The organism is Bradyrhizobium sp. (assembly GCF_030693485.1).
Classification (GTDB): domain Bacteria; phylum Pseudomonadota; class Alphaproteobacteria; order Rhizobiales; family Xanthobacteraceae; genus Bradyrhizobium.
Genome location: NZ_JAUYAN010000290.1, coordinates 1 through 13,458, shown reverse-complemented (window position 1 = coordinate 13,458; position 13,458 = coordinate 1). Strand labels below are relative to the sequence as shown.

The 13,458-nt window shown below is 59.7% G+C and carries 13 protein-coding genes; 10 read left to right on the top strand and 3 right to left on the bottom strand.

From position 1 onward, the window contains the following. The 5 genes from Q8N40_RS20980 to Q8N40_RS20960 form a co-directional block, all read left to right on the top strand. Positions 1 to 781: DNA methyltransferase (locus Q8N40_RS20980; protein WP_305713152.1), on the top strand; the 781-nt coding region annotated here is incomplete at its 5' end. 4 nt (positions 782 to 785) lie between these two features. After that, on the top strand, positions 786 to 3,254 hold the full coding sequence (locus Q8N40_RS20975) for a DEAD/DEAH box helicase (RefSeq protein WP_305713151.1): 2,469 nt from the start codon (positions 786 to 788) through the stop codon (positions 3,252 to 3,254). A 216-nt stretch (positions 3,255 to 3,470) separates the two neighbouring features. Next, entirely contained in the window at positions 3,471 to 3,980 is a 510-nt protein-coding gene (locus tag Q8N40_RS20970; RefSeq protein ID WP_371135772.1) for a pilus assembly protein N-terminal domain-containing protein, read from the top strand. Positions 3,981 to 4,162: 182 nt separating this feature from the next. Continuing rightward, positions 4,163 to 4,735, top strand: coding sequence for a TadE/TadG family type IV pilus assembly protein (locus Q8N40_RS20965; RefSeq protein WP_305319170.1), 573 nt, complete (start codon positions 4,163 to 4,165; stop codon positions 4,733 to 4,735). A gap of 21 nt (positions 4,736 to 4,756) precedes the next feature. Continuing rightward, positions 4,757 to 5,350, top strand: a complete 594-nt coding sequence (locus Q8N40_RS20960; protein WP_370870812.1) for a TadE/TadG family type IV pilus assembly protein — start codon at positions 4,757 to 4,759, stop codon at positions 5,348 to 5,350. A gap of 129 nt (positions 5,351 to 5,479) precedes the next feature. Here Q8N40_RS20960 and Q8N40_RS20955 read toward each other — a convergent pair whose 3' ends face one another. From Q8N40_RS20955 to Q8N40_RS20945, 3 genes are all read right to left on the bottom strand, one after another. Further along, the gene (locus Q8N40_RS20955) at positions 5,480 to 5,692 is read right to left on the bottom strand and encodes a cold-shock protein (RefSeq protein ID WP_011474122.1); all 213 of its coding nucleotides are present in this window, start codon (positions 5,690 to 5,692) and stop codon (positions 5,480 to 5,482) included. Positions 5,693 to 5,959: 267 nt separating this feature from the next. Beyond that, a complete protein-coding gene (gene infA, locus Q8N40_RS20950; protein ID WP_011474121.1) occupies positions 5,960 to 6,241 on the bottom strand; it encodes a translation initiation factor IF-1 in 282 nt (93 codons plus the stop codon). A gap of 21 nt (positions 6,242 to 6,262) precedes the next feature. Beyond that, entirely contained in the window at positions 6,263 to 7,711 is a 1,449-nt protein-coding gene (locus Q8N40_RS20945; RefSeq protein WP_305319169.1) for a DEAD/DEAH box helicase, read from the bottom strand. Positions 7,712 to 8,265: 554 nt separating this feature from the next. Here Q8N40_RS20945 and urtA point away from each other — a divergent pair. From urtA to Q8N40_RS20920, 5 genes are all read left to right on the top strand, one after another. Then, complete coding sequence (gene urtA / locus Q8N40_RS20940) at positions 8,266 to 9,585, top strand: urea ABC transporter substrate-binding protein (RefSeq protein ID WP_305713150.1); 1,320 nt, start codon at positions 8,266 to 8,268, stop codon at positions 9,583 to 9,585. Positions 9,586 to 9,673: 88 nt separating this feature from the next. After that, a complete protein-coding gene (gene urtB, locus Q8N40_RS20935) occupies positions 9,674 to 11,275 on the top strand; it encodes an urea ABC transporter permease subunit UrtB (protein WP_371135769.1) in 1,602 nt (533 codons plus the stop codon). Then, the gene (gene urtC / locus Q8N40_RS20930) at positions 11,272 to 12,447 is read left to right on the top strand and encodes an urea ABC transporter permease subunit UrtC (protein ID WP_305713148.1); all 1,176 of its coding nucleotides are present in this window, start codon (positions 11,272 to 11,274) and stop codon (positions 12,445 to 12,447) included. The genes urtB and urtC overlap by 4 nt, the downstream gene beginning before the upstream one ends. Before the next feature lie 4 nt (positions 12,448 to 12,451). Further along, a complete protein-coding gene (gene urtD, locus Q8N40_RS20925) occupies positions 12,452 to 13,213 on the top strand; it encodes an urea ABC transporter ATP-binding protein UrtD (RefSeq protein ID WP_305713147.1) in 762 nt (253 codons plus the stop codon). A gap of 93 nt (positions 13,214 to 13,306) precedes the next feature. Beyond that, positions 13,307 to 13,458, top strand: a 152-nt coding sequence (locus tag Q8N40_RS20920) for an ATP-binding cassette domain-containing protein (RefSeq protein WP_305713153.1), incomplete at its 3' end; no start/stop codon positions are given.

The window sequence follows — 13,458 nt, the reverse complement described above, 5'->3', positions numbered from 1 at the left end:
GAAAATGGTCGCGCCGCTGAGCAGTTGGATCGGAGGCAAAAATGAAGAGATATCGTACCTTTATGACGATATGGACGAGCAAATCGAACTGATGCGAAGTGAGCGTGGGGGCGAGGGGACGGACGCGATCAATGCTATCCTTGGTACGAAAGCATTTAATCATTCTAAGCCGCCATCGCTGATACGATCTCTGATTGGACAATCTTCCGCAAGAGACGATCTCGTGCTTGATTTCTTCGCCGGCTCTGGAACAACCGCACAAGCGGTATTGGAATGCAATCGTTCTGATGGTGAGGAAGCCGGTAGGCGTCGCTTTATTCTCGTTTCCAATACCGAAGCATCAGTCGATGAGCCGAATAAGAACATTTGTCGCGATGTCTGCGCTCGGCGAGTAAAAAACGTCATTGAGGGCTATGGCAGCGCGCCCGGTCTTGGAGGTGATTTTGCTTATCTGATCTGCCGACGCATCGAGGCTGGACTTTTGGTAGACATAAAGCATGAGCAAGTATGGTTAGCGCTTCAGATGATCCACCGGGAAACGTTAGAAGCATATTCGTCATCTGATTTTCTGCAGGCGGGTGACTCAGATGAAGTTTTAATCTATGTCCCTCGTTTCCATGCATCGCTTGTCCCGGCTTTACGCAGCGTGGTCGAAGAGAGGGCCGCCGTTATGCTCTATTCGTGGCAACCTGAAACCCTGAGGCAGCATATTCGTGCAGATCATGTGCAGCACGAAGCGATTCCTGAGAGTTTGGCTAGGCGCTTTGGAATGAAAGGTTGAAGCGATGAGCGTCACTCCGCTTCGCGGCTTCCAAGAGGACGCTGTCGATAGCGGCGTCAATCTGTTCGCTGCAGCTATGAATCTGCTCGACGCAGCTGGAACGGATGCGGCCAGCAGGGCCACGGCGATTAATCATAATGGCTATTTACTGATCGAGGCGCCGACAGGATCCGGCAAAACGTTGATGGCTGGAACTATCGTCGAACGGTTCAGCCAAAATGAGGAAGTCGTCTGGTTTTGGTTTGCTCCTTTCAGGGGGGTTGTCGGACAAACGACAGCAGCATTGCGAGAGCAGTTCCAAGGACTCCGGTTGCGTGAGTTGGCAGATGATCGTGCCGCAGCGATGAGCCGGCGAGGCGACGTTTTTGTGACTACGTGGCAGACGGTTGCGACGCGAGTGAAGGACAGCCGAAATGTTCGCAAGGAAGGCGATGTAAATCCATCAATCGATACGTTGATAGTAACGCTTCGTGAACAGGGACTTCGTGTCGGTGTTGTCGTGGATGAAGCGCATCACGGTTTTGGCGAGGGAACGCAGGCTGCTAAATTCTTCCGCGAGGTCTTGAGGCCGGAATACACGATCTTGATAACGGCGACACCTGATGATTCGGATATCAAGGCGTTTGAAAAGGCTATGGTGATTGCCGAGCTGCAGCGTATTCGCGTGAGCCGAATGGATGCCGTCGATGCGGGCCTAATAAAGGTGGGGATCAAATGTGCGGCGTATTTTGTAGAGCCGGAAAAGCGCACCTTGGTGGACTTGCAGGGAACGGCGTTACGGGACGGAGTGGCCGCACATCGTAAAATCAAGCAAACGCTTCAGGATATCAAGGTGCCACTTGTCCCACTCTTGTTAGTTCAAGCGGACTCGACAGAAAAGAGCGTTGAGAAGTTGAAGCAGAGACTTCTTGGGGCCGGGTTCACTGAAGAGCAAATCGCCGTACATACCGCAGCTGAGCCCGATGCAAGCCTTTTGGCTTTAGCGAACGACGAGAAGCGAGAAGTCTTGATTTTCAAGATGGCAGTCGCGCTAGGTTTCGATGCGCCCAGGGCCTTTACTTTGGTCTCGATGCGCGCCAGTCGCGATCCGGACTTCGGGGTTCAGCTTGTTGGTCGTATTCTGCGAGTGCATCGTCGATTGCATGGCCGAGCGAGGGCCAAGACGTTACCCGATGCGCTGAAATTTGGGTATGTCTTTCTCGCCGATGCCGAGACGCAAGCTGGCCTCGATTTGGCAGGACAAAGAATTAATTCCATTCAAACCGAGTACGCGAAAGCAAGCTTTGCAACTGTAGCGCTGCGGCTAGGCCTTGAGGTTTCTGGCGTAGGTAAGGTAGATGAAGCGGGACAGATTTCGTTTTTCGGTCTTGGTCCATCTGAAGATGCAACTGAGGAGTTCGGTGATCCCGGTGACAACCCAGAAATTGCGGAGGTCACGCGACCGCGAGCCGCTTTCGATTTCTCGGGATTTTTTGAGAGTCCGTCTGTTAGCCCGAACCCGAGCGTGTCCGTGGCCAGCGGATTGCAAGCGTCAGTTGGAAACATAGGGCACCACCGCTATCCTTTGCGGGCTGATGTGCCAACGCGCTTTAAGACGCAGGTAGTGTCTACGGAAAGCGACGCTACTGAAGAGGACTGTGCTCAACGATTCATGATCTCAACGCGAAATCTCTTTGAGGCGATGAAAAGTAAGATTCCTGTGGAAAGACGTACAATCGAAGTTTTCACTCAGAGTATTCAGCAGGAGTTTAATTTTGCGGCAGACCTTTCACACTCGCAAGCCGCGCAAGCAGCGCAGAGAGTGCTTTTCAGAAACAAGACATTTGATCCGAGAGAGTTGCGGCGTGCCCTTCTTCGCAAAGTCGAAATGGTGATGCGCGATGAGACGATGAGTGAGGCAGATGAGCCGGCCAGCGTAGCGCACTTCCTCAACGTTATCCTGGCCACGCAGCCTGATTTGCTGTTAGAAGCGCAAAAAGCCGCACATGCTAAGAACGCTGAGATTCTGGAAGCTGCCGATCTTCCCCCTGAAATCACTGCGTTTGAACCACTCTCGAAGTCGCCGCGTAATGTCTACGGTATTATGCCTGCAGGATTGAATAGTTGGGAGCGGCCATTTGCGGAGTTGCTTGATCACGATGCAAACGGAATTGTCACTTGGTGGCATCGCAATGAGCCGCGACGGCCGTGGTCCGTCAACGTTCTTATGCCTGATGGACGGGGATTCTATCCTGACTTCGTGATTGGTATAGAGGGTCGAAAAACGGAACTAGGGGTCCTCTTGGCTGATCCAAAATTTTACTTCCAGAGTGATGATGAGGCGCCTAAGGTTTTGGCTGAACATAAAACGTACGGACGGGTGATGATCGTTCACCGCGACGGCGTCCGGTGGATGACCGTTGGTTACGATGCAAAGGCTCAGAAACCCATTCTATTGCGTGACTTTCGACTAGCCGATGCAGCTGGGTTTTGAAGCTCTAGCAGCGCGCCGACATTAAATAGATGGTTCTAAGTTTGCCTTGCCAGCCCGAGGTGTTTTGTTCGGAACGGTCGCTGAGGTCAGACAGCCGGCGCGTTTACCATCTCTATTTGCACTTCATTCACTAGTTTTAGGCCAGAATTACCTCGGTCGGGCGCCGGTTCCGCTGCGTATCGCTTTTGCCGGCTCGTCAACGCCCCGGGGTAGAGTATGTCGTTCAGTTGCTTGCGTATGCGCTCACGCGCGCTTTCCTCGTTCCGCTCGCTCGCGATCGGAATGCTGCTGTGGCCGGCAGCGGCCCTGGCCGCGCCCGCGGCCGATACCGTCCTTGTCAATGTCGATCAGGCCAAACTGGTCAAGCTCCCCGGCAAGGTCGCCACCATCGTGGTCGGCAACCCGCTGATCGCCGACGTCACGCTGCAGAACGGCGGCATCATCGTCGTCACCGGCAAGGGCTACGGCGCCACCAACTTCATCGCGATGGACCGCGCCGGGGATATCCTGGTGGACCGCATCATCCAGGTCGAGGGCCCGACCGACCAGCTCGTCACCATCTATCGCGGCGTCGAACGCGAATCCTACAGCTGCATGCCGATCTGCCAGCGTCGCGTCACCCTCGGTGACGGCGAGAGCTACTTCAAGTCTGCGATCGATCAGGCCGGCTCGCTCTCCAACCAGGCCAGCGGCGCTGCCGCAGCCGGGGGCAAATCACAGAACTGACAGGCCGCGCCAGCCGGCGCGGCGGTCCGCCGCGATCCGCGATCGGCGAATCACACCGAAAATGGTTAAGGGCCGGTTAACAAAGCGGGTCACCCTGCTGCGATCCGGCGAAACACTTCAACAATCTGTTTCGGGTAAACCTCGCGGGCAGGAAATTGCCGCCGCGATTTAAGGATTGTTCGATGTCATCGCCCGCCGCCGCACCAGGCTCGTTCCGAATCGCATTGCACAGGTTCCGGCGCAACCGCCGCGGCTCGGCCGCGGTCGAATTCGCGCTGGTGGCGCCGGTGTTCTTCGCGCTGCTGTTTGCGATCATCGAGACCGCGATCGTGTTTTTCGCAGGCCAGGTGCTGGAGACCGTGACGCAGGACTCCGCACGCCTGATCATGACCGGCCAGGCGCAGACCGCCAACTACAGCAAGGTGCAATTCAAAAACACCGTCGTTTGCCCGGCCGGTGCGCTCGCCAGAGTGCTTTTCGACTGTGACAATCTCCATATCGAAGCCAAGAGCTACCCCACCTTTCCCGACGTCGCGATCACCGAACCGATCGACGGCAGCAAGAATTTCATCCCGCCCACCAGTTATTGCCCCGGTGCGGGCGGCGACATCGTCGTGGTGCGGATGTTCTATCAATGGCCGCTGTTCGTCACCGGGCTTGGCTACAACATCTCGAATCTGTCCGGCAGCAAGCGGTTGTTGTCCGCGACCGCCGCATTTCGCAACGAGCCCTTCCTCGCCACTGCGCCTTGCTGACAGGACCAAGCGATGAAAACGATGTCGATATTCCAAATCTGGCTTCGCATGCGGCGCACCGCCACGAGGATGCTCGCGGATCGCAGCGGCATTGCGGCGACCGAATTCGCAGTCATCGTGCCCGTCATGCTGGTGATGTTCTTCGGTACGGTGGAGTTTTCATCCGGCGTGGCGGTCAACCGCAAGGTGACGTTGATGGCGCGAACACTGTCCGATCTGACGTCGCAGTCGACGTCGGTCAACAACGCGGACCTCACCGGTTTCTTTGCCGCCAGTAAGGGAGTCATGACGCCCTATCCGTCGGCGCCGACGCAATCGACGATCTCCGAATTGTATGTCGTCCCGGGCTCGCTGGTGGTGAAGGTGATGTGGAGCCAGGGTTACGCGCCGCGTGCGGTGGGAAGCACGCTCACGATCCCAACCGAACTCAAGGTCAGCGGCACCTACCTGATCTTCAGCGAAGTCAGCTATCGCTATGTACCGGCGGTCGGCAAGGTGATGGCGCCGGCCGGGGTCGACCTGAAGGACGTCGCCTATACCCGTCCGCGGCAGTCGACCTGCGTGATTTACCCGACGCCGAATTCAGGCCCTCTCCCCAACTGCCCAACCTCGTGACAGCAGGCCGGTCCGGCCGCGATCGGCGCCAGTCGAAGCCGCCGTGCAAATAAAAAAGGCCGCGCACCGGGCGCGGCCTTTCACATTAGTCAGGTCGGATTTCCCCGGGGGCAGAGCCCGGAGATATCGTTAGCCGGCGGCGCGCAGATTGTCGGCCGAAGACTTGCCAGAGCGGCGATCGGCCACGATCTCGTAGGAGATCTTCTGGCCTTCACGCAGCGTTCCAAGGCCGGCGCGCTCTACGGCGCTGATGTGCACGAACACGTCGTTGCCACCGTCATCCGGTTGAATAAAGCCGAAGCCCTTGGTCGCGTTAAACCACTTCACGGTTCCCATGCTCACGGGGTAGTCCCTTCTCAAGATAGATATAGTAGAAGCCCACTTGCGATGGGCTGGTGAGATCGAATTTTTGGAAGGGTCGTCAGCGTCTAAACCGGCTGTACCGGTGGATAGCTAATGTCGTCCGGCCGAAAATCGATAGGATTATATTATTGCAAAATAGCCCCCAAAACAATCCTGACGTGCACGATTTTTTGATCGTGCCGGGGATCGCAGCTGGAGGCTATTGCCTACGCATCGCCATGGTTTTGCCACGCGGTCTGCGCGATTTTAACGGCGCCGGAATTGACCGCGCGGCGGAGCACCGCGAGGCGGTCCACCACCCGGGCGCTCGTCCTTGTGGCGGAAGATCAGCCGGCCTTTTTCCAGATCGTAAGGCGACATCTCGATCGTCACCCGATCGCCCGCCAGCGTCTTGATCCGGTTCTTTTTCATCTTGCCGGCGGTGTAGGCAACGATCTCGTGCCCTGCGTCGAGCTGCACGCGATAGCGTGCATCGGGCAGGATTTCGGTGACCAGTCCTTCGAACTGGATCAGCTCTTCTTTAGCCATGGTTGTCTCCAGGTCGATCGTTCAGCGCGGTCGTTGGGTGCGGTTGGGTCTGGTATTCGGACGGCTTTCGCGATGCAAAAACGCAACCCCCTGCATCCCTTCGGCCTTGCCGCTGGCCTGCGCCGCCGGACGGGATGGCTCCTGCCGGCTGGTCTCGTGGCGGTTGGTTTGCGGCGCGCCACCATTACCACCGGGACGGCGGTTACGGCGAGGGCCTTTCGAGCCGGGGGCGGCGACTTCACTGCCCCTGCCGGTATGCCCGCGCGGTCCGGACCGTGCCCCGCGATGCTGCGCGGGCGGCGGTGCGGCTTCGCGATGGCCAGGAGTGCGGTGATCTTCTCTCGGCAGGGCAATGCGGATCAGCTTTTCGATGTCGCGCAGATAGCCCATTTCCTCGGCGCCCGCGATCAGCGAGATCGCCACGCCCTCGGCGCCGGCGCGCGCGGTACGGCCGATGCGGTGGACGTAGGTCTCGGGAATGTTGGGCAGATCGAAGTTCACCACGTGACTTATGCCGTCGACGTCGATGCCGCGGGCGGCAATGTCGGTGGCGACCAGGGTGCGGATCTCGCCGGTGCGGAACGCCGCCAGCACGCGCTCGCGGTGGTTCTGCGACTTGTTGCCGTGAATGGCGTCGGCGGTGATGCCGGCGCGGGCTAGGCTCTTCACCACCTTGTCGGCGCCATGCTTGGTGCGAGTGAATACCAGCGCGCGTTCGACCGTCTCGCTCTTCAACAGGTTGGCCAGGAAGGTCGGCTTGTTGGAGTGGTCGACCTGGATGATGCGCTGGGTAATGCGTTCGACGGTCGAGGCCACCGGCGTCACGGCGACCCGTGCCGGATCGCGCAGCATCGCTTCGGCGAGTTCGGCGATATCCTTCGGCATGGTGGCCGAGAAGAACAGCGTCTGCCGCTTGATCGGCAGCTTGGCGACGACTTTCCGGATGTCATTGATGAAGCCCATGTCCAGCATGCGGTCGGCCTCGTCGAGCACGAGGAATTCGACCTGTCCGAGCTTCAGGCCGTTGCTCTGCACGAGGTCGAGCAGGCGGCCGGGGGTCGCCACCAGGACTTCAACGCCCTGCATGATCGAGCGGACCTGGCGGCCCATCGGGACGCCGCCGATCGCCAGCGCCGAGGTGAGGCGGATGTGGCGGCCATAGGCGTTGAAGCTGTCGAGGATCTGTCCGGACAGTTCGCGGGTGGGCGAGAGCACCAGCACGCGGCAGGTCTTGGGCTGCGGCTTGATGCGGTTTTCCAGAATGCGGTGCAGGATCGGCAGCGCGAAGGCCGCGGTCTTGCCGGTGCCGGTCTGGGCGATGCCGACGACGTCACGGCCGGTGATTGCGATGGGGATAGTTTGAGTCTGGATGGGCGTGGGCGTCAGATAATTCTCTTCCTTGAGCGCACGCGAGATGGGTTCGGCGAGGCCGAAGTCCTGAAAGGAGGTCAAAAGGTGGGTGCTTTCCATTATAAAGGGCAGGCGCCCGGCTGATGCAGCCAGGAGCGCGCGAGGGTGTCAGAGACACCCGCGTGTCTGGGGCGTCGGTTTTGGTTAGCTGAAGGGGCAAGCCAGAAACCGTTGGACGGGCTCAGAACACGCGGCTCGCAGTGACCCGGTGATTCCCTGGGTCGTGGTATTCATATGGAACACGAACGCGGCGCTTTCAAGGTGAATCGTGTGATGATTCCTTCACGCGGTTAAGGATCTGGCGAACAGCCCGTTTTGCAGCAGGGCGTGGCTCCTCCACCCACTGCAGCGCAAGAATTATCCTGCCGGAAATTTAGCCAACGGGGCATACTTGCTCAAAAATCAAACAGCTTGCCTCCTGAGCATACAATTTCTTAGCTTAGTAACTAGGCAAGTATTTCGGCGTTTTTTCGATTGTCACGACAATTTTTCAATATTGTCATATAGTTAGCCAAATTTATGCAGGTGGCACGGTTCTTGCGATTCCGTTAACGCAGGCGGCCGTGGGGCCGTTTCGCAGCGTTTTAACGTCTGCGTCAGGGAGATGACACCTCATGCTTACTCAATTGACTCACGATATAGCGACGCCACTGAGCCGCCGCCGCTGGCTGGCGGCGACCGCCGGCCTGGTCTTGGGCCTGGCTGCCTTCACCAATGCCAAGGCACAGGAGACCATCAAGGTTGGCGTCCTGCATTCGCTGTCCGGCACCATGGCCATCAGCGAAACCACGCTGAAGGATACGGTCCTCTTCCTGATCGACGAGCAGAACAAGAAGGGCGGCGTTCTCGGCAAGAAGCTCGAGGCCGTCGTCGTGGACCCCGCGTCGAACTGGCCGCTGTTCGCCGAGAAGGCCCGCGAGCTCATCACCAAGAACAAGGTTTCGGTGGTGTTCGGCTGCTGGACCTCGGTGTCGCGCAAGTCGGTGCTGCCGGTGTTCAAGGAGCTGAATTCGATCCTGTTCTATCCGGTGCAGTACGAGGGCGAGGAGAGCGAGCGCAACGTGTTCTACACGGGTGCTGCGCCGAACCAGCAGGCGATCCCCGCGGTCGACTATTTGATGAAGGACGAGAAGGTGAAGCGCTGGGTGCTGGCCGGCACCGACTACGTTTATCCGCGCACCACCAACAAGATCCTCGAAGCCTACTTGAAGTCGAAAGGCGTCAAGCAGGAAGACATCATGATCAACTACACGCCGTTCGGTCATTCCGATTGGCAGACCATCGTCGCTGACGTCAAGAAATTCGGCTCCACCGGCAAGAAGACCGCGGTGGTCTCGACCATCAATGGCGATGCCAACGTTCCGTTCTACAAGGAGCTCGGCAACCAGGGCATCAAGGCCACCGACATCCCGGTTGTCGCGTTCTCGGTTGGCGAAGAAGAACTCGCCGGCATCGACACCAAGCCGCTGCTCGGCCATCTCGCCGCCTGGACCTACGTCCAGTCGATCAAGGATCCGGCCAACGAGAAGTTCATCAAGGCCTGGCAGGCCTACACCAAGAACCCGAAGCGCGTGACCAACGATCCGATGGAAGCACATGTCATCGGCTTCGAGATGTGGATCAAGGCGGTCGAGAAGGCCAAGACGGTTGACGCCGACAAGGTGATCGACGCGCTGCCCGGCATCGAGGCCAAGAACCTGACCGGCGGCACCTCCACGATGCTGCCAAACCATCACATCACCAAGCCGGTGTTCATTGGCGAAATCAAAGCCAATGGCCAGTTCGACGTGGTGTGGAAGACCCCGGGCCTGGTGGCCGGCGATGCATGGTCGAAGGAGCTCGACGGCTCCAGGGACCTGATCGGCGACTGGGTTGGCAAGAAGTGCGGCAACTACAACACCAAGACCGACAAGTGCGGCGGTCAGGGTTCCTGATCTCCCACCAATACCATGAGACTGGAGAAGGCGGCGCTAATGCCGCCTTCTCCTTAACTCCTGCCGGGGTCATCAAGTGTTTGCCAACGTGCTTGACCGTTTTCGTGCGCTTGCCCTCTCGCTTCTGCTGATCGCCGCCGTCGCATCGCCAGCGCTCGCGGGTCCGTTCGAGGATGCGGTCGGCAAGTTCGCCAATGACGAATTTTCCGACACCGACGAAGCGATCGGCGCGGTGGCCACATCGGGCAATCCGCTCGCCTTTGCCATTATCAGCGCGCTGCAGGACGGCCGGCTGATGGCCGATCCCGACAGCAAGAAAGTCTACGTCACCCAGCCCGACGGCAAGATCATCGATGCCGTGACCGCCGAACAGGTCGCCAGCCTGCCTGCGGCGGCCGCCGCCGTTCGCCTCAACAACCGCCTGCGCCGCACCGTCGAAGCCGCGTTGGGCGGACTGACCCTGCTGTCGCCCGATCCCGCCAAGCGGATCCAGGCCGCCCAGTCGGTGTTCAAGACCCACGACGAAGCCATGCTGCCGCTGGTCGACGATGCCCTGAAGAACGAAACCGTCAAGGCCGCCAAACTGGCCTTCACCGAGGCGCGGGCGGCCATACTGCTGTTCAAGCCCGACGCCACGGATGTCGAGAAGCTCGAGGCCATCGCCACCATCAAGGCGCGGGGCGATCAGGAAGCGATGGCGCTGCTGACCGGACTGACCGGGGACCAGCCGGCTGCGATCGTGAGCGCCGCGGCGAACGCGAAGGCGACCATTCAGCGCAGCCTCTCGCTGTGGTCGATGGTGCAGAACGCCTGGTACGGGCTGTCGCTCGGCTCGGTGCTGCTGCTCGCGGCGATCGGCCTCGCCATCACCTTCGGGGTGATGGGCGTCATCAACATGGCCCATGGCGAGATGGTCATGATCGGGGCCTATGTCACCTTCGTGGTGCAGGAAACCATCCGCACCAGCTATCCCCATTTGTTCGACTATTCGCTCTTGATGGCCGTGCCGCTGGCATTCATCGTCGCCGGCGCGATCGGCGTCCTGATCGAGCGCAGCATCATCCGCTTTCTCTACGGCCGGCCGCTGGAGACGCTGCTGGCGACCTGGGGGCTGTCGCTGGTGCTGCAGCAGGCGGTACGCACCATGTTCGGGCCTACCAACCGCGAGGTCGGCAACCCCTCCTGGATGAGCGGCGCGTTCGAACTGGGCCAGGTCACCATCACCTACAACCGGCTCTGGATTCTGTGCTTTACGCTGGCGGTGTTCGCCATCCTGCTCGCCATGTTGCGCTATACCGCGCTCGGGCTGGAGATGCGCGCGGTCACGCAAAACCGCCGGATGGCGGCATCGATGGGGATCGCGACCTCGCGCGTCGACGCGCTGACCTTCGGCCTCGGCTCCGGCATCGCCGGGATTGCCGGCGTGGCGCTGTCGCAGATCGACAATGTCAGCCCCAACCTCGGCCAGAGCTATATCATCGACTCCTTCATGGTGGTGGTGTTCGGCGGCGTCGGTAATCTATGGGGTACGCTGGTCGGCGCCTTCGCGCTCGGCATCGCCAACAAGTTCCTGGAGCCGGTTGCCGGCGCCGTGCTCGGCAAGATCGCGATCTTGGTGCTGATCATCCTGTTCATCCAGAAACGTCCGCGCGGCCTGTTCGCGCTCAAGGGCCGGGCGGTGGAAGCATGATGCCGCATGTGCTCACGCGTTCGCTCGACCGCAGCGCGACCATATTCCTCGCCGTAGTCGCCACGATCGGCTTCCTGATCCCGCTGTCCAACCTGCTGCTGCCGGCAGGCTCGATGTTCCAGGTGCCGACCTATCTGGTGGCGCTGTTCGGCAAATATGTCTGCTACGCCATCCTGGCGCTGTCGATCGACCTGATCTGGGGCTATTGCGGCATTCTCTCGCTCGGCCACGGCGCGTTCTTCGCGCTCGGCGGCTATGCGATGGGCATGTACCTGATGCGCCAGATCGGCAGCCGCGGCGTCTACGGCAATCCGGTGCTGCCTGATTTCATGGTGTTCCTGAACTATCCGGAACTTCCCTGGTACTGGTACGGGTTTGATATGTTCTGGTTCGCAGCGGTGATGGTGCTGCTGGTGCCGGGGCTGCTGGCGTTCTGCTTCGGCTGGCTGGCGTTTCGCTCCCGCGTCACCGGCGTCTATCTCTCGATCATTACGCAAGCGATGACCTATGCGCTGCTGCTGGCGTTCTTCCGCAACGATTTCGGATTTGGCGGCAACAACGGCCTGACCGATTTCAAGGATATCCTCGGATTCAACGTTCAGGCGGATGGCACAAGGGCGGCCTTGTTCCTGCTGAGTTGTCTGGCGCTGATCATTGCCTTCCTGATCTGCCGCGCGGTGGTGACGTCAAAACTCGGCAAGGTGCTGATCGCGGTGCGCGACGCCGAATCCCGCACCCGGTTTCTCGGCTACCGCGTCGAATCCTACAAACTGTTCGTATTCACCCTGTCGGCCTGCATGGCCGGTGTCGCCGGTGCGCTCTATGTGCCGCAGGTCGGCATCATCAATCCCGGCGAATTCGCCCCGGGCAATTCGATCGAGGCGGTGATCTGGGTCGCGGTCGGCGGTCGCGGCACGTTGATCGGGGCAGCTCTCGGCGCTGTCGTGGTCAACTACGCCAAAACCGTTTTCACCTCGGGTCCGCTGGCTCCGTACTGGTTGTTCATGCTGGGCGCGCTGTTCATCCTGGTGACGCTGCTGCTGCCAAAAGGCATCATGGGCACCTTCAACGCCTGGTGGGAGCCTTGGAAGGCGCAGCGCATCTCGGTCAATGCCGAAAGCACCGCGCTCGAAGACGGCGTCAACGTCAGCAAACCGAAGCCGGCGGAGTGAGCGCATGAATGCCATGGAAACCCGCACCACCTCGGCGCTGCTCTATCTCGACGGCGTGCACGTCTCTTTCGACGGCTTTCACGCCATCAACAATCTGTCGCTGACGCTCGAGCCCGGCGAGATGCGCGCCATCATCGGCCCTAACGGCGCCGGCAAGACCACCATGATGGACATCATCACCGGCAAGACCAAGCCGGACGAGGGCGAGGTTCTGTTCGACGGCGTCACCGATCTGACCCGGCTCGACGAGACCCGGATCGCCGAACTCGGAATCGGCCGCAAATTCCAGAAGCCGACGGTGTTCGAGAGCCAGACCATTCAGGACAATCTGCTGCTGGCGCTCAATGTCGATCACAGCGTCAGGGGTACGCTGTTCTGGCGCGAGACCCGAGACGAATCCGAACGTATCGAGCGGGTGCTGGAAACCATCCGCCTGAAGGATGCGCGCCACAAGCTGGCCGGCAGCCTTTCGCACGGCCAGAAGCAGTGGCTCGAAATCGGCATGCTGCTGGCGCAGGACCCGAAGCTGTTGCTGGTCGACGAGCCGGTCGCCGGGATGACCGACGTCGAAACCCAACAGACCGCCGAGTTGCTGAAGGAAATCAACAAGGACAAGACCATCATGGTGGTCGAGCACGACATGACCTTCGTGCGCGAACTCGGCGTCAAGGTGACCTGTCTGCACGAAGGCACCGTGCTGGCGGAGGGGACCATCGATCAGGTTTCATCGAACGAGCGCGTGATCGAAGTGTATCTGGGAAGATAGGGGCGAGTAGCGAATGGCGAATAGCGAATGAAAACGTAGTTCCTCCAACTATTCGCCATTCGCTACTCGCCATTCGCCCGATGAGGGCGCCACATGTTAAGAGTTGACAACATCAGCCTCTATTACGGTGCGGCGCAGGCGTTGCGCGGCGTCTCGATCACGGCCGAGCCCGGCAAGGTGACCTGCGTGCTGGGCCGCAACGGCGTCGGCAAGACCTCGCTGCTGCGGGCCATGGTCGGCCAGTA

Bases quoted from the DNA above. Each gene is read 5' to 3' on its own strand.
- Q8N40_RS20975 (WP_305713151.1), top strand. From the start codon at position 786: ATGAGCGTCACTCCGCTTCGCGGCTTCCAAGAGGACGCTGTCGATAGC.
- Q8N40_RS20970 (WP_371135772.1), top strand. From the start codon at position 3,471: ATGTCGTTCAGTTGCTTGCGTATGCGCTCACGCGCGCTTTCCTCGTTC.
- Q8N40_RS20965 (WP_305319170.1), top strand. From the start codon at position 4,163: ATGTCATCGCCCGCCGCCGCACCAGGCTCGTTCCGAATCGCATTGCAC.
- Q8N40_RS20960 (WP_370870812.1), top strand. From the start codon at position 4,757: ATGTCGATATTCCAAATCTGGCTTCGCATGCGGCGCACCGCCACGAGG.
- infA (WP_011474121.1), bottom strand. From the start codon at position 6,241: ATGGCTAAAGAAGAGCTGATCCAGTTCGAAGGACTGGTCACCGAAATC.
- Q8N40_RS20945 (WP_305319169.1), bottom strand. From the start codon at position 7,711: ATGGAAAGCACCCACCTTTTGACCTCCTTTCAGGACTTCGGCCTCGCC.
- urtA (WP_305713150.1), top strand. From the start codon at position 8,266: ATGCTTACTCAATTGACTCACGATATAGCGACGCCACTGAGCCGCCGC.
- urtC (WP_305713148.1), top strand. From the start codon at position 11,272: ATGATGCCGCATGTGCTCACGCGTTCGCTCGACCGCAGCGCGACCATA.
- urtD (WP_305713147.1), top strand. From the start codon at position 12,452: ATGAATGCCATGGAAACCCGCACCACCTCGGCGCTGCTCTATCTCGAC.